Annotated in this window: 20 protein-coding genes; 16 read left to right on the top strand and 4 right to left on the bottom strand. The window is 72.4% G+C overall.

The window, feature by feature from the left end; translation table 11 throughout:
• Positions 1-3 precede the first annotated feature (3 nt).
• From serS to gatB, 6 genes are read left to right on the top strand one after another with little or no spacing between them, the layout of a single operon-like run.
• Positions 4-1,287 carry a serine--tRNA ligase gene (gene serS, locus IPJ95_12235; protein ID MBK7924376.1) on the top strand — a complete coding sequence of 428 codons (1,284 nt, stop codon included), beginning with the start codon at positions 4-6 and terminating at the stop codon, positions 1,285-1,287.
• A complete protein-coding gene (locus tag IPJ95_12230) occupies positions 1,280-2,437 on the top strand; it encodes a HAMP domain-containing histidine kinase (protein MBK7924375.1) in 1,158 nt (385 codons plus the stop codon). The genes serS and IPJ95_12230 overlap by 8 nt, the downstream gene beginning before the upstream one ends.
• Entirely contained in the window at positions 2,427-4,721 is a 2,295-nt protein-coding gene (locus IPJ95_12225; protein MBK7924374.1) for a UvrD-helicase domain-containing protein, read from the top strand. Before IPJ95_12230 ends, IPJ95_12225 begins: the two co-directional genes overlap by 11 nt.
• The gene (locus IPJ95_12220) at positions 4,718-5,020 is read left to right on the top strand and encodes an aspartyl/glutamyl-tRNA amidotransferase subunit C (protein ID MBK7924373.1); all 303 of its coding nucleotides are present in this window, start codon (positions 4,718-4,720) and stop codon (positions 5,018-5,020) included. Before IPJ95_12225 ends, IPJ95_12220 begins: the two co-directional genes overlap by 4 nt.
• Entirely contained in the window at positions 5,017-6,456 is a 1,440-nt protein-coding gene (gene gatA / locus IPJ95_12215) for an Asp-tRNA(Asn)/Glu-tRNA(Gln) amidotransferase subunit GatA (protein ID MBK7924372.1), read from the top strand. The genes IPJ95_12220 and gatA overlap by 4 nt, the downstream gene beginning before the upstream one ends.
• The gene (gene gatB / locus IPJ95_12210) at positions 6,456-7,874 is read left to right on the top strand and encodes an Asp-tRNA(Asn)/Glu-tRNA(Gln) amidotransferase subunit GatB (protein ID MBK7924371.1); all 1,419 of its coding nucleotides are present in this window, start codon (positions 6,456-6,458) and stop codon (positions 7,872-7,874) included. The genes gatA and gatB overlap by 1 nt, the downstream gene beginning before the upstream one ends.
• A gap of 74 nt (positions 7,875-7,948) precedes the next feature.
• On the opposite strand, the gene IPJ95_12205 is transcribed toward gatB, so the two are convergent.
• The 4 genes from IPJ95_12205 to IPJ95_12190 are packed head-to-tail and all read right to left on the bottom strand — an operon-like array spanning position 7,949 to position 12,100.
• The gene (locus tag IPJ95_12205) at positions 7,949-8,821 is read right to left on the bottom strand and encodes a M23 family metallopeptidase (protein MBK7924370.1); all 873 of its coding nucleotides are present in this window, start codon (positions 8,819-8,821) and stop codon (positions 7,949-7,951) included.
• Entirely contained in the window at positions 8,821-10,740 is a 1,920-nt protein-coding gene (locus IPJ95_12200; protein ID MBK7924369.1) for a serine/threonine protein kinase, read from the bottom strand. The genes IPJ95_12205 and IPJ95_12200 overlap by 1 nt, the downstream gene beginning before the upstream one ends.
• Positions 10,728-11,615, bottom strand: coding sequence for a zinc dependent phospholipase C family protein (locus IPJ95_12195; protein MBK7924368.1), 888 nt, complete (start codon positions 11,613-11,615; stop codon positions 10,728-10,730). The genes IPJ95_12200 and IPJ95_12195 overlap by 13 nt, the downstream gene beginning before the upstream one ends.
• 29 nt (positions 11,616-11,644) lie before the next feature.
• A complete protein-coding gene (locus IPJ95_12190; protein ID MBK7924367.1) occupies positions 11,645-12,100 on the bottom strand; it encodes a hypothetical protein in 456 nt (151 codons plus the stop codon).
• Positions 12,101-12,153: 53 nt separating this feature from the next.
• Here IPJ95_12190 and murA point away from each other — a divergent pair, with 53 nt between their 5' ends.
• From murA to IPJ95_12140, 10 genes are all read left to right on the top strand, one after another.
• Complete coding sequence (gene murA, locus IPJ95_12185) at positions 12,154-13,434, top strand: UDP-N-acetylglucosamine 1-carboxyvinyltransferase (protein MBK7924366.1); 1,281 nt, start codon at positions 12,154-12,156, stop codon at positions 13,432-13,434.
• A gap of 59 nt (positions 13,435-13,493) precedes the next feature.
• Positions 13,494-14,288 (top strand): polyphenol oxidase family protein, encoded by a 795-nt coding sequence (locus IPJ95_12180; protein MBK7924365.1) that lies wholly within the window; start codon positions 13,494-13,496, stop codon positions 14,286-14,288.
• 150 nt (positions 14,289-14,438) lie between these two features.
• Entirely contained in the window at positions 14,439-14,885 is a 447-nt protein-coding gene (locus tag IPJ95_12175; protein ID MBK7924364.1) for a hypothetical protein, read from the top strand.
• A 14-nt stretch (positions 14,886-14,899) separates the two neighbouring features.
• Positions 14,900-16,213, top strand: coding sequence for a transcription termination factor NusA (nusA, locus tag IPJ95_12170; GenBank protein ID MBK7924363.1), 1,314 nt, complete (start codon positions 14,900-14,902; stop codon positions 16,211-16,213).
• Positions 16,191-16,526 carry a ribosomal L7Ae/L30e/S12e/Gadd45 family protein gene (locus IPJ95_12165; GenBank protein MBK7924362.1) on the top strand — a complete coding sequence of 112 codons (336 nt, stop codon included), beginning with the start codon at positions 16,191-16,193 and terminating at the stop codon, positions 16,524-16,526. The genes nusA and IPJ95_12165 overlap by 23 nt, the downstream gene beginning before the upstream one ends.
• The gene (gene infB / locus IPJ95_12160) at positions 16,527-19,391 is read left to right on the top strand and encodes a translation initiation factor IF-2 (GenBank protein ID MBK7924361.1); all 2,865 of its coding nucleotides are present in this window, start codon (positions 16,527-16,529) and stop codon (positions 19,389-19,391) included.
• Between the two features lie 56 nt (positions 19,392-19,447).
• Positions 19,448-19,729, top strand: coding sequence for a DUF503 domain-containing protein (locus IPJ95_12155; protein MBK7924360.1), 282 nt, complete (start codon positions 19,448-19,450; stop codon positions 19,727-19,729).
• Positions 19,726-20,085: a 30S ribosome-binding factor RbfA gene (gene rbfA, locus IPJ95_12150; protein MBK7924359.1), complete on the top strand. Its 360-nt coding sequence runs from the start codon at positions 19,726-19,728 to the stop codon at positions 20,083-20,085. The genes IPJ95_12155 and rbfA overlap by 4 nt, the downstream gene beginning before the upstream one ends.
• On the top strand, positions 20,082-20,951 hold the full coding sequence (truB, locus tag IPJ95_12145) for a tRNA pseudouridine(55) synthase TruB (protein ID MBK7924358.1): 870 nt from the start codon (positions 20,082-20,084) through the stop codon (positions 20,949-20,951). Before rbfA ends, truB begins: the two co-directional genes overlap by 4 nt.
• Positions 20,951-21,904: a bifunctional riboflavin kinase/FAD synthetase gene (locus tag IPJ95_12140; protein MBK7924357.1), complete on the top strand. Its 954-nt coding sequence runs from the start codon at positions 20,951-20,953 to the stop codon at positions 21,902-21,904. Before truB ends, IPJ95_12140 begins: the two co-directional genes overlap by 1 nt.

The following is a 21,904-nucleotide window of genomic DNA, read 5'->3' as shown; positions in this document are numbered from 1 at the left end:
GCCGTGATCGACATCAAGCTGCTCCGTGCGGATGCCGCGGCGGTCCGCGCCCAGGTGGCCCGCCGGCTGGATCCCGCCCTCGACGCCCTGCTCGACCGCCTCACCATCCTCGATCGCCACCGCCGCGACGCCCTGACCCGGGTCGAGGCGCTCAAGGCCGAGCGGAACGCCGCCTCCGAGGAGGTGGCGCGCCGCAAGCGGGCCAAGGAGCCCGCCGACGCGCTGCTCGAACAGCTGAAGGTGTCGGGCGAGGAGGTCAAGGCGCTCGACCAGCGGGTGCGCGAGATCGAGGCGGAGATCGACCTGCTCATCATGCAGGTGCCGAACCTGCCGCTCCCCACCGTACCGGAGGGCGACGCCAGCGCGAATGCGGTGGTGAAGGAGGTCGGGTCGCACCCGGTGTTTGCCTTCACGCCGAAGCCCCACTGGGAGCTCGGCGCGGCGCTCGGGCTGTTCGACCTGCCGCGCGGCGCCAAGCTCAGCGGCTCGGGCTTCCCGCTCTTCACCGGCCCGGGCGCCCGGCTGGTGCGGGCGCTCAAGAACTTCCTGCTCGATCTCCACACCACCGAGCACGGCTACACCGAGATCGCGCCGCCCTTCCTGGTGAACCGGGCCTCGATGACCGGGACCGGCCAGCTCCCCAAGTTCGCGGAGGAGCTGTACACGGTCACCGCCGACGAGCTGTTCCTGATCCCCACCGCCGAGGTTCCGGTCACCAACATCCACCGGGACGAGATCCTCGAGGGCGCCGACCTGCCGCGGGGGTACTGCGCGTACACGCCCTGCTTCCGGCGTGAGGCCGGCGCGGCGGGAAAGGACACCCGCGGGCTGATCCGGGTGCACCAGTTCGACAAGGTGGAGCTGGTCCGGTTCTGCCGCCCCGAGGACAGCCCGGCCGAGCACGAGAAGATGACCCGCCACGCGGAGACGGCGCTGGAGCGGCTGGGCATCCCGTACCGGCGGCTCGCGCTGGCGGCCGGTGACACCGGCTTCGCGAGCGCCTGCACCTTTGACCTTGAGGTCTGGGCCGCCGGCGTGGGCACCTGGCTCGAGGCCTCGAGCGCCAGCAGCTTCACGGACTTCCAGGCGCGGCGGGCGGGCATCCGCTTCCGCCGGGAACCGGGGGCCAAGCCCGAGTTCGTGCACACGCTGAATGCCTCGGGAGTCGCCTTCCCGCGGACGATCATCGCCCTCCTGGAGAACAACCAGCAGGCGGATGGGTCGGTGGTGATCCCGCCGGTCCTGGTACCGTACCTTGGCACCGACCGGCTCGTGGCGCGTGCGTAGGCGGGGCCTGCGCCGGTTCGCGCCGGCGCTGGTGGTGCTGCTGGTGCTGCTCCTGCTGGGGCTCTCGGCGGGTTCGGGGTGGATCGTGGTGGCGCACTTCCAGAGCGATGCCACGGCGATCAGTCGGCTCTACGCAGGGGTGTTCGCCGGGCTGAATGACCCGCGAGAGGGCGCGGCGGTGGACGCGCTGCTGCGCCTGGGGGAACAGGTGCGGCGGGTGGGCATCCCGCTCGTGGTGACCGACACCGCCGGCCGGGTGACCGCCGCCGCCAATCTCCCCTTCGACGCCGCGCCCGACGACCCGCGGGTGCGGCTCTTCGCCGCCGAGCTCGATCGCGAGAACCCCCCGATCACCGAACCGTCCCTCGGGACGCTGCACTACGGGCCGGTGCCCACCAAGCGGCAGCTCACGGCGCTCTCCATCCTGCAGGCGTTCATCCTCGTCACCATCGTGGGCGTGGGGCTCGCGGCCTACCGGAACGCGATGACGGCCCAGCGCGACCGGCTCTGGGTGGCCATGGCGCGCGAGGCGGCGCACCAGATGGGCACCCCGCTCATGAGCCTGCAGGGGTGGATCGAGCAGCTCCGGTCCCGCGCCACGCCGCCCCCGCGGCTGGCCGAGCACCTCGAGGCCGACGCGGAGCGGCTGGAGCGGGTGGCGCAGCGCTTTGAGCGGATCGGCCACAAGACGCGGCGCGACCCGATCGACGCCGGCCAGCTCGCCCGCAAGGTGGCCGGGTACTTCCGGCCCCGCCTGCCGAGTCGCGCCAACCGGATCGAGATGGTGGTCGACGCGCCGGAGTCGGGGCCGGTGGTGCTCGGCGACCCGATCCTGCTCGAGTGGGCGCTGGAGTCGCTGGTCAAGAACGCCATCGACGCCCTCAGCGGCCGGGAGGGGACGATCACGCTGCGGGTGGACCAGGAGGCCGATGCCGCGGCCCTGCGGGTGATGGACGACGGACCCGGTATCCCGGGCGACCTGCGCCGGCGCATCTTCGAGCCCGGCATCACCACCAAGTCGAGCGGATGGGGCATCGGGCTCGCCCTGGCGCGACGCGTCGTGGAGGACTCCCACGGCGGCGAATTGCTCCTCGAATCGAGCGAGCCCGGTGCGACCTTCCTGATCCGGATCCCCATGCATGACGCCTGACCGTGCCCCCCTGATCGGCCTCGAGGGCCTGAATCCGCCGCAGCGGGAGGCGGTGGAGCACGTGCATGGCCCGCTGCTGGTGGTGGCGGGCGCCGGCTCGGGCAAGACCCGGGTGCTCACCATGCGCATCGCGCGGCTGATCGACCAGGCGGGCGTGGCGCCCACGCGGATCTTCGCGGTGACCTTCACCAACAAGGCCGCCGGCGAGATGAAGGAGCGGGTGGGCCGCCAGCTGGGCCAGGATCCTTCCGGCCTGTGGATCGGCACCTTCCACTCCCTGTCGGCGCGGCTGCTCCGGCGCGAGGCCGAGGCTCTCGGCTTCACCCGCCAGTTCACCATCTACGACGAGGATGACCGCCTCTCGCTCATCAAGCGGTTGATGGAGCAGCGGGGGCACTCGTCCAAGCTGTTCCCGCCCAAGCTCATCCAGGGGCTCATCTCGGCGGCCAAGAACCGGATGACCTCCCCGGACGACCTCGCCGCCTCGCCCTTCGACCGGCCGGCGCAGGTGGCCGCCGACGTCTATCGCGCCCTCGGGGCCGCGCTCAAGGCGCAGAACGCGATGGACTTCGATGACCTGATGCTGCACCCGCTCACCCTCTTCCGGGAGCGGCCCGACCGGCTGCGGTACTACCAGGAGCGCTTCGCCTTCCTGCTGGTGGACGAGTTCCAGGACACCAACTCCGCGCAATACCAGCTGGTGCGGCTGCTGGGTGCCCACGGCAACGTCTGCGCGGTGGGCGACGACGACCAGTCGATCTACGGCTGGCGCGGCGCCGACGTGCGCAACATGCAGTCGTTCCTCACCGACTTCAGCGGCAGCCGGGTGGTGCGGCTGGAGGACAACTACCGCTCCACCCAGGTGGTGCTCGACGCCGCCAATGCCGTCATCGAGGAGAACAAGGGGCGCATCGGCAAGACCCTGCGCACCCGGCGGAAGGGCGGGGAGAAGGTCACCGTGGTGGCGGCGGCCGATGAGCGCGACGAGGCGGAGTGGATCGTCTCCGAGCTGCGCACCCGCGCCGGCAAGGGCGACTGGGCCTATCCCGAGATGGCCGTGCTGTACCGCACCAATTCCCAGTCGCGCGCGCTGGAGGAATCGTTCCGGCGCGCCGGCATCCCGTACCGGATCATCGGTGCCATCAGCTTTTATGACCGGCGGGAGGTGAAGGACCTGCTGGCCTACCTCCGGCTGATCGCCAATCCCGCCGACGACGAGGCCTTCCTGCGGGCCATCGCGGTGCCGCGGCGGGGGCTCGGCGAGTCGAGCCTCGCGGTGCTGGCGGAAGCCGCCGTGCGCTGGGAGAAGCCGCTCCTCTCCGCCGCCGGCGCGGCGGAGATGGTGCAGGGGCTGCGCCCCAACGTCCGCGGGGCGCTCGGCGGCTTTGCCGAGTTGATCACCGGGCTGCGCGAGACCACGGCCACCTGGTCGCCGGCGCAGGTGCTGGAGCAGGTGATCACGGCCATCAACTACGAGCAGGTGCTCCTGGCCGAAGGGCCCGAGGGGATGGATCGCTGGGAGAACGTGCGCGAACTGGTGGCCAGCGCCGCCGAGTGGTCGGAGGTGATCGAGCCGGCCGAGGACGATCCCACCACCCCGCTGGAACGGTTCCTCTCCGAGGCGGCGCTGCTCTCCTCCCACGACAGCATCCAGGGGCCCAACGAGGGCGTCACCCTCATGACCCTGCACACCGCCAAGGGGCTGGAATGGCCGGTGGTGGTGCTGTCCGGCCTCGAGGACGGGCTCTTCCCCCTGGCCCGGGCCGAGGAGCAGGAGAACGGGCTCGAAGAAGAGCGCCGGCTCTGCTACGTTGGTATCACGCGCGCCAAGGACAAGCTGTACGTGAGCTGGGCCCGGGCCCGGCGGCGGGGTGGGCAGCTGATGCCTGGGCGGCCCTCCCGGTTCCTGACCGCGCTGCCGCCAGGCGTGGTCGAGGAGAAGCGGACCAGCTCCATGTGGGCGCCGAGCTGGAGCGCCGGCGCCACGCCCCGGCGCCCTGGGGCCCCCGCGGGCGGTGGCCCGGGACGGCGCGACGCGTTCTTCGATGAGGACCTGTCGCCGGGCCGGCCCGCGGCCGAAGAACCCGAGGTGTCGCAGGATGCCCCCCGGTACGTGAAGGGCGAGCGGGTGCGGCACCGGCGTTTCGGCAGTGGGACCATCCAGGGCCTGACCGGCACGGGGCGGGACCTCAAGGTGTCCGTGAAGTTCGATGACGAGGAGCATGGCGTGAAGCAGCTGCTGGTGGCCTACGCCGGGCTCGAACGGGAATGGGAGAGCGCATGAGCATTCGTCGTGAGGATGTGCTGCACGTGGCGCGGCTCGCGGAACTCGAGGTGGCCGAGGCCGACCTGCCGCGGCTGGTGGACCAGATGAGCCGCATCGTGGACTTCGTGGCCCAGCTGAACGAGGTCCCGGCCGGCGAGGAAGCGCCGCCGTTCGTGGCCGGGCCGGCGGCGGTCCGCCTGCGGGCCGACGAGCCGGCCTCCGACCGGCTGGTGCATCCGCCGGCGGCCATCGCGCCGGAGTTCCCCCAGGGCCTCTTCGCGGTGCCCCGGCTCGGGGCGATGGAGGGGGCGGAATGAGCGGCGTCGACTTCATCGCGCGCTCGGTGGGGGAGGACCGCACCAGCGCCGCCTCGGTGGCCCGCGAGGTGGGCAAGCGGCTGACGCGGGCCGCCCCCCTCAACGCCACCCTGCACTGGTCACAGGAGGTGCTCGACCACGAGGCCGCCCGGATCGACGCGATCCCGGCCGCGGTGCGTCGCGCCCTGCCGCTGGCGGGCGTGCCGGTGGCCATCAAGGACAACATCGTCACCACCGACCAGCCCACCACCTGCGCCTCGCGGATCCTCGAGGGCTACGTCTCGCCCTTCGACGCCACCGTGGTGCGGAAGCTCCGGGCGGCGGGGGCGATGATCGCCTCCAAGACCAACCTCGACGAGTTCGCCATGGGCTCCTCCACCGAGCACTCGGCGTGGGGGCGGGTGCGCCATCCGCTCGATCCCAGCCGCGTCCCGGGCGGCTCCTCGGGCGGCTCGGCGGCGCTGGTGGCCGCCGGCGTGGTCCCGGCGGCGCTCGGCTCCGAGACCGGCGGATCGGTGCGCCAGCCGGCGAGCTTCTGCGGCATCGTGGGCGTCAAGCCCACCTACGGCCGCGTCAGCCGGTACGGCCTCGTGGCGTTCGGCTCGTCGCTGGACCAGGTCAGCGTCTTCGGCCAGACGGTCGACGACGCAGCGCGGGTGCTCGCCGTGATCAGCGGGGAGGACCGCTTCGACGCCACCACCGCGGTGGAGCCGGCGCCGGTCCTCGAGGCCGCCCGCCGGGACCTCACCGGCGTCACCTTCGGGATGCCGCGGGAGTACTTCCCGCCCGACCTCGACGGCGCGGTGCGCGCGGGCCTCGACCACACCGCGCGCCTGATCCAGCAGCTCGGCGGCACCATCAAGGAAGTCTCGCTGCCGCACACCAGGTACGCCGTGCCGACCTACTACATCGTGGCCCCCGCCGAGGCGGCGGCCAACCTGGCCCGGTTCGACGGCGTCCGCTACGGCCCGCGGCACGTGGGGCCCGAGGGCGACGTCCGCGCGCTGTATCGCGCCACCCGCGGCACGGGCTTCGGCGCCGAGGTGCGGCGGCGCATCCTGATCGGCACCTACGTGCTCTCCTCCGGCTACTACGACGCCTACTACCGGAAGGCGCAGCAGGTGCGGGCGCTGCTGGCCGATGACTTCCGCCGGGTCTTCGACGGCGGGGTCGACTTCCTGCTCACCCCGACCACCCCGACGCCGGCGTTCAAGGCGGGCGACAAGACCGAGGACCCGGTGGCGATGTACCTGGCCGACATCTTCACCTGCTCGATCAACCTGGCCGCGCTCCCCGCGCTCAGCCTCCCCATCGGACGCGCGGAGGGGCTGCCCATCGGGGCCCAGCTGGTGGCGCCGATGTTCGCGGAGGGCCGCATGCTCGCCGTGGCCGGGGCGCTCGAGGCCAACCTTGACGCCCGGCGGGAGGTGCGCTGATGACCTGGGAAACCGTCATCGGGCTCGAGGTGCACGTGCAGCTCCTCACCCGGACCAAGATGTTCTGCGGCTGCACCAACCGCTTCGGCGCCGCGCCCAACACTCAGGTGTGCCCGGTCTGCCTGGGCCTGCCCGGCGCCCTCCCGGTGCCCAACGAGCACGCCATCCGGCTGGCCACGCGGGCCGCGCTGGCGCTCGGCTGCACGGTGCACCCGACCAGCGTCTTTGCCCGGAAGAACTACTTCTATCCCGACCTCCCCAAGGGATACCAGATCTCGCAGTTCGACCAGCCCCTCGCCACCGGCGGCGCACTGGTCATCGAATCGCCCGAGCGCGGGCGGCTGCGGCTGGGCATCACCCGGCTGCACGTGGAGGAGGACGCCGGCAAGTCACTGCACGACCGGCTGCCCGGCCGCACCGCCGTGGACCTCAACCGCGCGGGTACCCCGCTGGCCGAGATCGTGAGCGAGCCCGACATGCGGAGCCCCGGCGAGGCGCGGGCCTACCTCACCACGCTCAAGCAGGTCCTGCTGTACTGCGAGATCAGCGACTGCAACATGGAGGAAGGCTCGCTCCGGGTGGATGCCAACATCTCCATCCGGAAGGCCGGCGACACCCGCCTCGGCACCAAGACCGAGGTGAAGAACATGAACAGCTTTGCCAACGTAGAGCGGGCGCTGCAGGTGGAACGCGACCGCCAGATCGCGCTGGTGGAGTCGGGCGGGCAGGTGGAGCAGGTCACCATGCTCTTCAACGCCGGCACGGGCGAGGTCCGCCCCATGCGGTCCAAGGAAGAGAGCCACGACTACCGCTACTTCCCCGACCCTGACCTGCCGCCGCTGGTGCTGAGCCACCTCTGGGTGGAGCGGCAGCACGCCGCGCTGCCGGAGCTCCCCGAGGCCAAGCGCGAGCGCTTCATGGCGCTGCATGGCCTGCCGCCGTACGATGCCGGCGTCCTCGCGGCCGAGCGGCCGGTGGCCGACTACTTCGAGGCGGTGGTGGCGCGGGGCGTGGAGCCCAAGACCGCCTCCAACTGGGTGATCAACGACGCCATCCGCGCCTACAACGAGGGGGGACAGTTCATCGTCACGCCCGAGCGGCTGGCCGAACTGGTGGCGCTGGTCAAGGATGGCACGGTCAGCAACCAGGCCGCCAAGCGGATCTTCGGCGAACTCGGGGCCGGCACCGAGGCCCCGCGCGCGATCGCCGAGCGGATGGGCCTCCTGCAGGTCGGCGATGCCGATGCCCTCGGCCAGTGGGTGGACGAGGTGCTCGCGGCCAATCCCAATGAAGTGGAGCGCTATCGTGGCGGCGAGACCAAGCTGATGGGCTTCTTCACCGGGCAGGTCATGAAGAAGAGCGGCGGCAAGGCCGACCCGAAGAAGGTGGCGCCGCTGCTGCTGGAGAAGCTCACGTAGGCGCGGACGGGGTTCGTGATGGATAAGGGGGAGGCGGCGCCATGCCGCTTCCCCCTTTTGCCGTCCAGGCTATGTCAGGGGCCTGGCGGCTCCCCGAGCAGGGCCAGCACGCTCATCGGATCGACCGTTACCCCGCCGTAGCGCATCACCCAGTGCAGGTGCGGCCCGGTAACGCGGCCACTCTGGCCCACCGAGCCGATCACCTGGCCGCGCTCCACGGTGTCCCCCGTGCGGACCAGCGCCTTGCTCAGGTGGAAGTAGGCCGAGATGAGGCCCTCGCCGTGATCGAGGTAGACCACCTTGCCGGCGAGGTAGAAGTCGGCCACCAGCGCCACCCGCCCGCGATTCGTGGCCCGGACCGGTGTGCCGACCGCGCCGGCGAAGTCGGTGCCCAGGTGCCGGCTGGTGACGGCACCGTTGTACTCCCGTGCGGTGCCGAAGCGACTGGTGATCCGGGTGGGGCGGGGGCGGAGGAACGGGGCGCTCCACTGTCGGGCCGTCTGCTGCGCGCCGCGGCTCACCTCGCGGGCCCGGGCGACCTCCCGCGCGATCCGCGCCCGGGCCGCGCTGTCCGGCTCCGCCATCGCGGGCGCCACCCGCAGGCGCTCGTGGGCATAGTCGCCGGGAGCCACCGCGATGCTGGTGCGGACCGTGTCCGGGCGATCCCCCTCCCACAGCACCAGCAGGAGGGGCAGCGAGTCTCCCCCCTCCACCGGCACCGGGGCCAGGGCCGTCCACAACAGCCCCTCCTCGCGGGTGAAGTGCAGTGGCTCATCGGCCACGACCCCCTCGATCCGGTCCACCGGGGCGGGCCCGGTCGGGGCCAGGCGCAGCTGGAACAGGGCGCCCCGCACCGGAGTGGCGGGGGTGGTGGCCAGCGACACCTGGCCGGCCAGGACCGCGGGCGCGAGCAGGGTGATCGCCGCCGCCAGGGTTCGGGTCCGCATCACCGGTCCTTTGCCGTGAGGAGCTGGCCGGCCTCCGCCTGGCCCGTGAGCAGCAGGCCGAGCCGCTCGCGCAGCGCGTGGGCGGCGGCGAGGTCCTCGGTGAGGGTGTCCGGCGTGGCGCTGCCGGCGTGGAGCTTGAGCAGGCCCAGTCGCAGCGCCTCGAGCATGGTGACGGTCTCCTTGAGCCGCGCCGCCCACAGCGCCCGGGCCTCGCCGAGCGCGCCGGCGCCGCCGTCCCCGGCGGCCTTCTCGCCCTCGAACAGCGTCGTCGGGGCGGCCTGGGCGATGAGATCGTCCAGCTCCTCGATGCGGGCGCGCATGTGCTGGGCCTGGGCGGCGAGGTGGCGCAGCTGGTCGGGCAGCTGCCGGAGGTCCCGGCGTTCCGCGGCGGGCAGGGCCCGGTAGAGCGCTTCCGCCGCATCCCCGAGCGCCACTTCAGTAGGCCGGTGCAGCAGCTGTTCCGGGGCGGCCTTCGCCCCGAGGCGCCACCCCGCCAGCCGGGTAAGCCGCTTGCCGAATCCACCTCTCCAGAAGCGCAGTGCGAATTCCGACCAGCGATCGCGCGCGCCGGAGCGCGCCCCGGGAATCAGGTTCCGCAGGGAGAAGAGCAGCAGCGCCAGCCCGCCGGCGGTGACGCCGAGGCCGATGGGAATGGCCTCGTACTTTGCGGGCGTGGCGAAGGCCAGCAGCAGGCTCAGGCTGGCCACCGCGGTGCCGATGACGATCCCGGCGTGCACCAGCCGTCCGACCCGGGTGGGCGTGGTCCCGTGCTCGAAGGCGAGCTCCTCCCGCCGGCGCTCCGCGTGCTGCTCCAGCGCGAGCACCAGGTCGGCGTGCGAATAGCCGGCCGCCAGCAGCTTGCGGGTATGGAGGATCCGGGAGCCGAGCACGAAGCACCACGGCAGGCTGAGGAGCACCACGATGAACGCGGTGAGCCCGAGCCAGCTTCCCCCGCCCCCGGAGGCCAGGGCGAACATGCTGCCGATGAGCATCGGCATCGACCACAGCAGCGAGATCACCACGGCGGGGCTGCGCCGCTGTTCGCCCTTCTGGATCCAGACCCGGAATGGCGCCGGGAGGTCGGTGGCCCCGGTGCCCAGCTGTTCCAGCGCTCCCGCCAGCTCCTCGCCGGTCTGGAACCGGGCGCTGGGCAGTGAGGCCAGGCAGCGGTCGATGGTGCGGCAGAGGGCGCGCGGCACGTGCGGCGCGGCCTCGGCCAGGGGCGGCGCCAGGCCGGCCAGCTGCCGCTCGATCAGGGCGCTGAGGCTGGTGACCGGGTAGGGGAGCCGGGCCGAGAGGGCGTAGTAGCCGACCACGCCGAGGGCGTAGAGATCGCTCCGGCCGTCGACCCGCTCCCCGGTGGCCTGCTCCGGGCTCAGGTAGGCCACGGTCCCGACGACCTCGCCCCCCTGTTCCGCGGGCGCCGCGATGCCGAAGTCCGCGATGAGCGCCCGGCGCCCCCCGGCCTCGAGCAGGATGTTGTCCGGCTTCACGTCGCGATGCACCACGCCCTGGGCGTGCGCGTACCCGCGCGCCCAGGCCACGTCGCGCAGCAGCCGCGCGGCCTCGCCGGGGGGCAGGCTGCCGCGGGCACGCAGCCGGGCCCCCAGGGTCTCGCCCGGGACGTAGGCCATCGCAAACCAGACCAGGCCGCCGTGCTCCTCCACGGAGTGGATCGGCACGATGTTGGGGTGGGAGAGCCGGGCGGCGAGGCGTGCCTCGCGCAGGAATCGTTCCCGGAGCGCGGGTCGCGCGGCCAGCTCCGGCGGCAGGAGCTTGAGGGCCACCAGCCGGTCCAGCGAGACGTCCCGGGCGAGGAACACCACGCCCATGCCGCCGCGGCCCAGCTCCCGTTCCAGCGAATAGCGTCCCGCCACGGCCTCCTGCAGGGCCAGGAAGAGGGGGTCTAGCTCCGCCATGGCCGCAGGATCTCCGCGCCGGCCCACACGGCCAGCGACCGCTCGGGCAGGCCGAAGCGACCTTCTGCCACCTCCTGCACCCGGGCGCGGTCCTTCCAGCCGCCCGCGAGCAGCGCCTCGCGCCGCATCCGCTTGGCCACCCGGAGCGGCTCCTCGCCGCTGGGGTCGAAGCGGCGCGATTCCGCGTTCGGCTCCGCCAGCATCCCGATGATGAACTCGAACGAGAGCGCCAGGTGCCGCTCCACGTCGGGGACCGGCAGGTCCCACCGGCTGCGCCGGTCGGCCACCTGGAAGGCGCGCTGCCACCCCTGGGTCTCGGTCAGGTGCACCATGCCGCGAAACAGGCGGCGGTTGGTTCGCACGCTGAAGATCGTTGGGGAGATGATCTGGTCGAGATGCGCGTCGGCCGGGGCGTGATCCAGGAGGATGACCTCCTTGGCCGTGCGGGCGAAGCGGTCGCCCAGCGGGGTCTCGAAGCGGCTCTCCCAGTAGGAGTGCCCGAACCCCGTGGTGGTGCTGGTGAGGACCAGCTGGCGGGGCACGAAATAGTTGTGCGCCACCACGTCGGCGGCCAGGTGCGAGAGGTAGCCCAGCCCGAAGGCGCGCAGCGCGTCGCTCCGGGCCAGGTCGAAGATCTCCTGGCCCACGTGCCACGCGTGGCAGTGGCGCCCCACCGGGGCGTACTTCTTGGCGATGGAGCTGTCGGCGGCGATATTGCCGTAGAGGAAGTCGAACGGAAAGGCGCGCAGCAGGTCGGCCACGGCGGCGGGGAGGAGGCCCAGGTTGCCCAGCACCGCCTCGCCCAGGTAGATGTGCGTCCCGGGTGTCCAGGCGTACAGCGGGGCGGGCAGGCAGAGGACGAGCAGGGCCGCCACCCCCAGGGCCACAACGACGGACCGCCGGCTCAACGCCGCCGCCCGCCTCCGAGCAGCCGCCGGATGCGGCCGAACCAGCCGGCGCCGCTGCGGAAGGTGCGGAGGGTGACCGCCACGTCCACGGCGGTGTCCTCGATCTCCTCCTCGAGGACATCGTAGATGGCCTCGAGGTTGGCCAGCCGGTCCTTGAGTCCCTCCCGGAGCTGCCGACTGGCCAGGACCAGCTCCTCCGCCTCGGTGCCGACCATCCCGGCCAGCCGCTGGCCCTCGCCCGAGACGGCCTGGACGGCCGTCAGCGCCGGGGCCAGGTCCGTCCGAAGGGACTCGATGACCCGGGACAGCTGCTGCATTTCCCTGGCGGCCTGGCGCGCCGCCAGCGCCGAGGCGGCGGCGATCACCAGGAATGCACCCGCGATGATGACGAGGGAGATCGCCATCGTGGGGCCGACCCAGCCGGCCACCACGCCCGCCTGGAGGAAGAACATGATCCTAAGATAACGCCGCTTGACGGTCGCACCATGCCGCGAGACCTTTCGCCATGCCTCCTCGCTTCGTGGTGCAGGGAGGGCGTGCCCTCAACGGCAGCGTCCGTCCCGCCGGCAACAAGAACGCCGCGCTCCCGGCCATCGCCGCCACCCTCCTGGCCGACGGGCCGGTCGACCTGGGCAACATGCCGCGCATCCGGGACGTCGAGACGATGCTCGCGCTGGTCGCCGACCTGGGCGCCACGGTCGAGTGGACCGGCCCCAACACCGTCCGGGTGGATGCCCGGCCGGCGCGGCCCAAGCCGCTCGACCCCGCCCTCTGCTCCCGGATCCGCGCCTCGATCCTGCTCGCCGGCCCGCTGCTGGCCCGGTTCGGCACCGTCACCCTCCCGCCGCCGGGCGGTGACGTCATCGGCCGCCGGCGGGTGGACACCCATTTCCTGGCGCTCGAGCAGCTCGGGGCCTCGCTCTCCCTCGGGGAGAGCTACGAGATCGAGGCCAAGGCCCTCACCGGGGCCGAGATCTTCCTCGATGAGCCGAGCGTCACCGGCACCGAGAACGCCCTGATGGCCGCCGTGATGGCGCGGGGGCGCACGGTGCTCCGCAACGCCGCCGCTGAACCCCACGTGCAGGACGTGGCGCGCCTGCTGGTGGCCATGGGCGCCCAGATCGAGGGTATCGGGACCAACGTCTACACCATCCACGGTGGCAAGCCCCTCGGCCCGGCCAGCTACGCCATCGGCCCCGACCACATCGAGATCGCCAGCTTCATCGGGCTGGCCGCGGTGACCAACGGCCACCTGGTCATCGAGGGGGTCCGCCCGGACGACCTCCGCAGCACCTTGCTCGGCTTTGAGCGCCTGGGCGTCCGCCCCCGGGTGGATGGCGACCGCCTGGTGTGCGAGGCGGGCCAGGAGCGCCGGGTGCGGCCGGACCTCGGCGGGCACGTGCCCAAGCTCGAGGATGGCCCCTGGCCGGCCTTCCCGGCCGACGCCATGTCGATCGCCGTGGTCACCGCGACCCAGTGCGAGGGCATGGTCCTCATCTTCGAGAAGATGTTCGAGTCCCGTCTCTTCTTCGTGGACAAGCTGATCGGGATGGGGGCCCGGATCGTCCTGTGCGACCCCCACCGCGCGGTCATCTCGGGCCCGGCACAGCTCCGGGGCGGCACGGTGGAATCGCCCGACATCCGCGCCGGGATGGCCATGCTGCTCGCCGCCCTCGCCGCGGAGGGGCAGAGCACCATCCACAACGTGGGCCAGATCGAGCGCGGCTACGAGCAGATCGACACCCGCCTGCGCGCCCTCGGCGCCCAGATCGAACGCCACGAGTAGCTCCCGGGGGCGCCCCAGCGGCGCCCCCCGGGGTCTTCCACCGAGCCAGGAGCGATGGCATGACGGAAGGTCCGGGCGCCGCCGCGCGCGTCCGTGAGGTACGCCTGCCCGGTCCCGTACCCCGCTACGAGGTGCCTGGATGGCGGGAGCGATTCGGCGTGGTCGCCGGGATCACCGGCCGCGGCGAGGGGGAGGGACGGGGCTTCGACCTGGGACTCTGGACGGAGGCCCCGGTTGGAGAGGTGATGACCCGCTGGCGGGCCTTCCGGCGGGTGGAGGAGGGATTCGGGGGCGTGATCCTGGGCACCCAGGTGCACCAGGTGGCGGTGGCCCGCCACCGGGTGGCCACGGGCTGGGTCCAGATCGATGGGGTAGACGGCCACGCCACCGGCACGCCTGGCCTGCTGCTGACCGTCACCGTGGCGGACTGCATCCCGGTGTACCTTGTCGACCCGGTGGCGGGGGCGGTCGGGCTGCTGCACAGCGGGTGGCGGGGCACGGCGGGCGGGATCCTGGCGGCGGGTGTTGCCGCGCTGGTCGAGGAGTTCGGTGCCACCGTGGAAAACATGGCAATGCATTGCGGGGTCGGGATTTGTGGCCCGTGTTATGAGGTGGGTTCTGAAGTGATGGAGGGCTGCGGGCTTGGGCACGACGGGCCCGGACCGTGGCATGCCGATCTGCGCGCACTCCTGGTGGAACAGGGGCAGGCCCTGGGCATCCGGCGCATTTCCACATCACAATGGTGTTCGGCTCACGACCGCCCCGCTTTCTACAGCCACCGGGCCTCCCGCGGCGCCGATGGCCGGATGGTGGCGTACCTCGGCCGCCCCGTGGCGGGCGGGCCACGGTCCTGATTGACGAATCCCCGCCCCATCCCTATACTTCCCGCGCTGTAACGGGGAGCTCCAGCGCGCGACGCTGACCTGTGTGGGGGAGTTCCCCCACATTTTTTTTGGCCCCAACTCATGGTCGCTGACCCGCTGCTCCCGGCTGTACGCCGCCTCGTGACCGACCTGGGATTCGAGCTCGTCGAATACCGCCGGGTCGGCCCGCCGCAGCATCCTTCGATCCAGGTAAGGATGGACCGGCCTGACAGCCGGCCGGGCCACGGGGTGACCGCAGAGGATTGCGCCCGTGCCGGCCGCGCCCTTCTGGCCTACCTGGCCACCGAGGCCGGGTACGGCGACCGTGTCGAGCTGCAGGTCTCCTCGCCGGGGATCGAGCGGCCGGTACGGTTCCCGGAACACTGGCGCCGGTACGTGGGGCGCACCGTCAAGCTGACGGCCCGGGGCGTCTCGGGGCACCCGCTGGCCGTGATCCTCGCGGTGCCGGACGACGCCTCGGTGCGGGTGCGGCTGCCCGACGGGCAGGAGGCAGTGGTCGCGCTGGACCAGGTCAAGGAAGCGTTGCTCATGGAGCAGGGGCCGGCGGATGGCCGCCGGGAGCCATAAGGGCAGGAGAGACGATGTCTGGATCACCGGAAGTCCTGAGCGCCATTCGGGAGCTCACCACCAGCAAGCAGCTTGACCGGGCCGAACTGCTCGATCTGCTGCGTGATGGCATCCACGCCGCGCTGGCGCGCCGCTACGGGCCCAACGTGCGCTTCGAGCTCGAGTTCGACGAGCTGAAGGGCGCGATCAAGGTCGTGCGGTTGCGCCAGGTGGTGGAGGCGGTCGAGGACGAGAGCGCGCAGATCTCGCTCGAGGAGGCCCAGTACGAGGATCCCGAGTTCGCCATCGGCGACATGCTCGAGGAAGAGGTGCCCTTCGCCGAGTTCGGGCGGCTGGCGGTGCAGGCCGCCAAGCAGCGCATCATCCAGCGGGTGCGCGAGGGCGAGCGGACCCGCATCCGGGACGAGTTCGCCAGCAAGGTGGGCGAGCTGCTCTCGGGCGAGGTGCAGCAGATCGAGCGGGGCAAGCTGGTGATCATGCTGAACAAGTTCCGCGAGGCCGAGGCGATCATCCCGTACCGGGAGCAGAACCACCGGGAGAAGTTCCACCAGGGCGACACCATCCGCGCGGTGCTCAAGCGGCTGGAGGAGACGCCCAAGGGACCCCGGCTCATCCTCTCCCGCGCCGACCCGCTGTTCGTGAAGGCGCTGTTCAAGCTCGAGGTGCCGGAGATCCAGCAGGCGGTGGTCGAGATCCGGGCCTGGGCGCGCGAGGTCGGCAGCCGGACCAAGATCGCCGTCATCTCCCGCGACGACGCCATCGACCCGGTGGGCGCCTGCGTGGGCCTCAAGGGCTCGCGGGTGCAGGCGGTGGTGAACGAGCTGGGCGGCGAGCGGATCGACATCGTGCCGTGGTCGCCCGATCCGGAGCGGTTCGCCCGGCTGGCGCTGGCGCCGGCGCGGGTGGCCAAGGTCTTCTCCGATCCCGCGTCCAAGACCATCCAGGCGGTGGTCGACGAGGACCAGCTCTCGCTGGCCATCGGGCGCAACGGACAGAACGTGCGGCTGGCCTCCGAGCTCACCGGCTGGAAGATCGACCTGTATTCGAGCCGCGAGTGGCTGGAGCGGGGTGGCGAGGGGCCGCTGTTCGCCCCGCTGCCGCCCGAGGACGAGGCGGTCATGCAGCTGCCGCTCACCGAGCTCAAGGGGCTTTCCCCGGAGCTGGTGGCCATCCTCAACGGGGCCGGGTACCAGCGGCTGAGCGACGTGCTGGACCTGGAGCGCGAGGACATCGAGAAGATCCCGGGCATGACCGCCGAGCGGAGCGACCAGCTGGTGGCCTTCCTGGCGGAGCTGACCGAGGACGGTGGAGACGACGCCGCCCGCTGAGCCGCTGCTCCGGCTGCTCGGGCTCGGCCTCCGGGCCGGCACGGTGGTGCTCGGGGTGGAGGGCGTCCGGACCGCCCTGCAGGCGGGGCGGGTGTGTGGGGTGGTCGTCGCGGCGGACGCGAGTCCGCGGGCGAGGGACAAGGTGGTGCGACTGGCCCGGGCGAAAGGGATCCCCCTCTTCACCGGGCCGGCCGCGGAGGCGATCGGGGCGCGGCTGGGACGGCCCGCCATCATGGTCGCCGGCGTGTTGGACCGGGCGCTCGTCCAGGGACTCGCACAGGCGGGTCATGGCGAAGCCCACAGGGAGGCGTGAGTGGTAAAGACGCGAGTCCACGATCTGGCCGCTGAATTCGGCGTGCCCGCGGAGCAGCTCATGAGCCTGCTCCGGGACATGCACATCTTTGCGCGGAGCCACATGTCCGCGCTCGAAGATGCGCAGGTCTCCGCCATCCGTGTGCGCTGGGAGCGCGAGAAGCGGAAGGCGGCGCAGGCCTCCGACGAGCCGGCCCCGAAGAAGCGCGCCAAGAAGGCGGCGAAACCCGCTGCCGAGCCCGAGGCGCCGGCCGAGGCCGGCAAGCCCGCCAAGCGACGGCGCACCGCCGCCGAGGTGCAGCAGGCCGAGGAGAAGGCCGAGGCCGAGCGCGCCGCCGAGGTGCTGCGCCAGGAGGCGCTCGAGCTGACCCGCCCGGTCGAGAAGCGCGAGGAGCCGATGCTCCCCGCCTCGATCGAGGAGCGGGCCCGGGCCCTCTTCAAGGACCTGCCGCCGCTCCCGGTCGAAGAGCCCGCCGCCCCCGAGGCGCCCGCGTCACCGTTCCGGGAAGAGCCGCGGGAGCGGGCCACCCCCGAGCCGGTGGCCGAGGCGGCCCCCGCGACCCCGGCGGTCCCGCCGGTCCGCCCGCCGCTGCCGCCCGCGAGCGCCGGCGGCACCGGGCTCCCGCGCATCCCCACCCGGATCCCGCGCCCGGTGGCGCCTCCCGGTGGCGAGGTGCCGCGCTTCCAGCGGCCCAAGCCGGTGTTCAGCTCCAGTACGCCGGGCGGGGGGCAGGGCACCCGGCCGGGCGGTCCGCGTCCTGGTGGCCCGCGTCCCGGGGGGCCCGGTGGCCCCCGTCCGGGTGGCCCGGGGGGCCGGCCGGGTCAGGCCGGTCCCGGTCCCTCCGGTGGCGCCGTCACCGGGGAGCGGCCGCGCAACTTCGGGCCGGATGCGCAGAAGGGTGGGGCGCGCAAGAAGAAGAAGGGGCGCAAGACGGGCGTGGACCAGGATGCGGTGCTGGCCAACATCGAGAAGACCCTCGCGGGCATGCACCGCGGGACGGCCAAGCGGACCGGCCGCCGCGATGATGGCGGCTACCGGGAGCAGCTGCTGCGGCAGAAGGAGGAGCGCGAGCGGGAGAAGACGCGCATCCGGGTCAACGAGTTCATCTCGGTCTCCGAGCTCGCCGACCTCATGAAGGTGCCGGCCTCCCAGATCGTCCAGCTGGCCTTCAAGGGGCTGGGCCTGATGGTGACGGTGAACCAGCGGCTGGACTTCGACCAGATCGAGCTGATCTCCTCCGAGTTCGGCTTCGAGGCGGTGAAGGAAGAGGAGTATGCCGCGCCGGAAGACTCCGCCCAGGTGGTGGAGGAGGATGATGCGCAGCAGGTGGCACGGCCGCCGGTCGTGACCATCATGGGGCACGTCGACCACGGCAAGACTTCGCTGCTCGACTACGTCCGCAAGGCCAACGTGGTGGCGGGCGAGGCGGGTGGCATCACCCAGCACATCGGCGCCTATCACGTCACCCTGCCGGACGGACGGAAGATCACCTTCCTCGACACCCCGGGGCACCAGGCGTTCACCGCCATGCGCGCCCGCGGCGCCCAGGTGACGGACATCGTGGTGCTGGTGGTGTCGGCGGAGGACGCCGTCATGCCGCAGACCGTCGAGGCCATCAGCCACGCCAAGAACGCCGGCGTGCCGATGATCGTGGCGATCAACAAGATCGACCTCCCGGCGGCCAACGTGCAGAAGGTCAAGCAGGACCTGCTGTCGCACAGCGTGGTCCTGGAGGAGTTCGGCGGCCAGGTGCTGTCCACCGCCATCTCGGCCAAGAAGGGCACCAACGTCGAGAAGCTGCTGGAGCAGATCCTGCTGCAGGCCGAGATCCTGGACCTCAAGGCCAATCCCGAGCGCTCCGCCACCGGCACGGTGGTCGAGGCCACCCTCGACCCGGGCAAGGGGCCGGTGGCCACCATCCTGGTGCAGAAGGGCACCCTGCACGTCGGCGACAACTTCATCTGCGGCAAGTTCTCCGGCCGGGTGCGCGCGCTGTACGACGAGCGCGGCAAGAACACCAAGGTGGCCGGCCCGTCGATCCCGGTGCAGATCCTGGGCTTCGAGGGGACGCCGTCGCCGGGCGACAACTTCCTGGTGACCACGGACGCCGTCGAGGCGCGCGAGATCGCCCAGAAGCGCCAGCGGCTGGAGCGCGAGGCGCAGAACCGGCGCACCGCCCGGGGCGGGTCGCTGGAGGATATCTCCCGCGCGCTGGCGCAGGGCCAGATGGGCGCGCTGCGGCTCATCATCAAGGCCGACCAGGGCGGTCCCGCCGAGGCCCTGGCCGACGCGCTGGGCCAGCTCTCCACCGGCGAGGTCCGGGTGGACATCGTCCACCGGGGCGTGGGCTCGATCAGCGAGAGCGACGTGCTGCTGGCCAAGGCGTCGGGGGCCATCATCATCGGCTTCCACGTGCGCCCCGATGGCGGCGCCCGGGCGGCGGCGGAGCGGGAGCAGGTGGACGTGCGCACCTACCGCATCATCTACGAGGCGGTGGATGACGTGCGCAACGCCCTCGAGGGGCTGCTCAAGCCGGAGAGCCGGGAGACGGTGCTGGGCGACGCCGAGGTGATGCAGCTCTTCAAGGTGAGCAAGGTCGGCACCATCGCCGGCTGCCAGGTGCGGCACGGGACGATCGTCCGCACCGCGAAGGTCCGCGTGCTGCGCGACGGGGTGCAGGTCTACGACGGCATGCTGTCGAGCCTCAAGCGCTTCAAGGACGACGTGCGCGAGGTGAAGGAAGGCCTGGAGTGCGGCATCGGGGTCGAGAACTTCAATGACGTGAAGGTGGGCGACATGATCGAGGCCTACCGGGTCGAGGAGATCAAGCGGACCCTCGCCGGCTCGGGCTCGGGCGCGGCCTGAGACGGGATCGTGACCGGCCGGGGACCGCACCGGGGCGTCGGCGCGTAGGCTAGCCCATGCACGCGCTGACCCAGACCTGGGACCTCCACCTCGAGGGGTGTCACTCCCTCAAGGACAAGCGGTCGATCCTGCAGTCGCTCAAGGCGGACCTGCGGCGCAGGCTCAACGTGAGCGTGGCCGAGGTGGAGCACCAGGAGCTGTGGCAGCGGGCGGGGCTGGCCTGCGCCGCGGTGGGCAGCGACCGGCGCGTCGTGGAGGAGATCCTCCGCGAGGCGGACCGGCTGATCGAGGCGGCGGACGGGGTGCGCATCATGATGACGGAGCGGGGCACGGCGTGAGGGGCCCGAAGCGGCGCCCCGACCAGGTGGGGGAGACGATCCGGCAGGTGGTCGCCGACGCGCTCCTCACCGAGCTGCGCGATCCCCGGATCGGCTTCGTCACGGTCACCGAGGTGCGGGTGACCAACGACCTGGCGGTCGCCACGATCCGGGTGAGCATCATGGGTGAGGACGCCGAACGTGACGCCGCCCTGGAGGGCCTGGGCAGCGCCGCGGGGTACCTGCGCAAGCTGGTGGCACAGGCGCTGTCGGTCCGGATCGTCCCGGAGCTGCGCTTCGAGCTGGACCGGGGGCAGGAGCACTCGGCGCGGATCAACCAGATCCTGAGTGAGCTGCACGAGGAGCGCGGGGACTGACCGGCGCGCTGCTGCTCGACAAGCCCGCCGGGCTGACCAGCCACGACGTCGTGGCCCGGGTGCGGCGGGTGCTCGGCACCCGCGCGGTGGGCCACACCGGGACCCTCGATCCCTTTGCCACCGGGCTGCTGGTGGTCCTGGTGGGCCGGGCCACCCGCCTGGCGCGGTTCGTGGAGCAGCAGGCCAAGACGTACCTGGCCACGGCGCGGCTGGGCGGCGCCACCACCACCGACGATGCGACGGGCGAGCCCCTGGGCCCGCCGGCGGCGCCGGCGACGATGCCCGGCCTCGCGGACGTCCAGCGGGTGCTCGCCGCGGGCACCGGGGCGCGGGGACAGCGGCCGCCGGCCTACTCCGCCAAGCACGTGGCGGGTGAGCGCGCCTATGCGCGGGCCCGCCGGGGTGAGACCGTGGAACTGGCCGAGGTGCCGATCGTGGTGCAGACGCTGGAGCTGGTCCGGTATGCCTACCCCGAGCTCCAGTTCCGGACCACCGTGAGCGCGGGAACCTACGTCCGGGTGCTGGCGCGTGAGCTCGGGGAAGCGCTGGGGACGGGCGCCCACCTGACAGCACTCCGCCGGGAGGCCATCGGGGCACTGTCGGTCCGGGACGCGGTGACGCTGGAACAGCTGACGCCGGCCGCGCTGCGGTCGCCGCTGGCGGTGCTCGGCCACCTGCCGCGGGTCGACGTGTCGGAGGCCGCCGCGCGCGCCCTGGGCTTCGGGCAGGCGGTGCGGGAGCTGGAGCTGGGAGCGGCGGCGGATGGGCCGGTGGCGGCGGTTGCGCCCGGCGAGCGGCTTGTGGCGGTGGGCCGGCTGCAGGGCGGGGCGTTCCAGCCGGAGGTCGTGCTGGAGTCGGCGAGCTGATGGCGCCGCTGCTGCCGCCGCATCCCGAGGGCACCGTGGTCACCGTCGGGACCTTTGACGGGGTGCACCGGGGCCACCTGGCGGTGCTCGAGGAGATCACCGGCCGGGCCCGCGCGGCGGGCCGCAAGAGCGTGCTGGTGACCTTCGACCCGCACCCGCTCGAGGTGGTGAACCCGCAGGCGGCGCCGGCGCTGCTGACCACCGGGCCCGAGCGGCGCGAGGCGCTTGCCTTGACCGGGCTCGACTACGCGGTGTTCCTGCGGTTCGACCGGGCGCTGGCCAACTACACCCCGGAGCAGTTCGTCCGCGAGGTGCTGATCGCGCGCTGCGGGATGCGGGAACTGGTGATCGGGCACGACCACGCCTTCGGGCGCGGCCGCAGCGGCGATGTCGACACCCTGCGCCGGCTGGGGGCCACCGACGGGTTCGTGGTGGACGTGGTGGGAGTGGTGGCCCAGGGGGGCCATGCGATCTCCAGCACCGCCATCCGGCGGGCCGTGGCGGGCGGAGACCTCGCCACCGCGGCACGGCTGCTCGGGCGGCCGTACACCCTGAGCGGGCGGGTGGTGCGGGGTGAGGGACGGGGCCGGACGCTCGGGATCCCCACGATCAACGTCGGGGAGTACCCGGAGCGGAAGCTGCTGCCGCCCGACGGCGTGTACGCCGCGCGGGTGGAGTGGGCCGGCGGGGTGGCGGGCGGGATGCTCAATCAGGGTCCCCGGCCCACGTTCGGGGAGTCGCGGCGGTCGGTGGAGGTGCACCTCTTCGGGGTGGACGCCGACCTGTACGGCCAGTGGGTGCGGGTGGAGTGGCTGGAACGGCTGCGCGACGTCGAGCGATTCGGTTCGGTCGCGGAGCTGAGGACCCAACTCGAACGGGACCGGCATCGGGCACTCGACGCGCTCACCCGGCACGGTCCCCAGATGGACAAGAGCCGCGCGTCACACGCATAG

Source organism: Gemmatimonadota bacterium (assembly GCA_016713785.1).
Lineage (GTDB): Bacteria > Gemmatimonadota > Gemmatimonadetes > Gemmatimonadales > GWC2-71-9 > JADJOM01.
The sequence above is the reverse complement of the archived record's forward strand: the minus strand, read 5'-3'. Positions and strand labels throughout refer to the sequence as shown.

Excerpts from the sequence above, each read along its gene's own strand:
- IPJ95_12225 (MBK7924374.1), top strand. The coding sequence starts at position 2,427 with ATGACGCCTGACCGTGCCCCCCTGATCGGCCTCGAGGGCCTGAATCCG.
- IPJ95_12220 (MBK7924373.1), top strand. The coding sequence starts at position 4,718 with ATGAGCATTCGTCGTGAGGATGTGCTGCACGTGGCGCGGCTCGCGGAA.
- gatA (MBK7924372.1), top strand. The coding sequence starts at position 5,017 with ATGAGCGGCGTCGACTTCATCGCGCGCTCGGTGGGGGAGGACCGCACC.
- gatB (MBK7924371.1), top strand. The coding sequence starts at position 6,456 with ATGACCTGGGAAACCGTCATCGGGCTCGAGGTGCACGTGCAGCTCCTC.
- IPJ95_12205 (MBK7924370.1), bottom strand. The coding sequence starts at position 8,821 with ATGCGGACCCGAACCCTGGCGGCGGCGATCACCCTGCTCGCGCCCGCG.
- IPJ95_12200 (MBK7924369.1), bottom strand. The coding sequence starts at position 10,740 with ATGGCGGAGCTAGACCCCCTCTTCCTGGCCCTGCAGGAGGCCGTGGCG.
- IPJ95_12190 (MBK7924367.1), bottom strand. The coding sequence starts at position 12,100 with ATGTTCTTCCTCCAGGCGGGCGTGGTGGCCGGCTGGGTCGGCCCCACG.
- murA (MBK7924366.1), top strand. The coding sequence starts at position 12,154 with ATGCCTCCTCGCTTCGTGGTGCAGGGAGGGCGTGCCCTCAACGGCAGC.
- IPJ95_12180 (MBK7924365.1), top strand. The coding sequence starts at position 13,494 with ATGACGGAAGGTCCGGGCGCCGCCGCGCGCGTCCGTGAGGTACGCCTG.
- nusA (MBK7924363.1), top strand. The coding sequence starts at position 14,900 with ATGTCTGGATCACCGGAAGTCCTGAGCGCCATTCGGGAGCTCACCACC.
- IPJ95_12155 (MBK7924360.1), top strand. The coding sequence starts at position 19,448 with ATGCACGCGCTGACCCAGACCTGGGACCTCCACCTCGAGGGGTGTCAC.
- IPJ95_12140 (MBK7924357.1), top strand. The coding sequence starts at position 20,951 with ATGGCGCCGCTGCTGCCGCCGCATCCCGAGGGCACCGTGGTCACCGTC.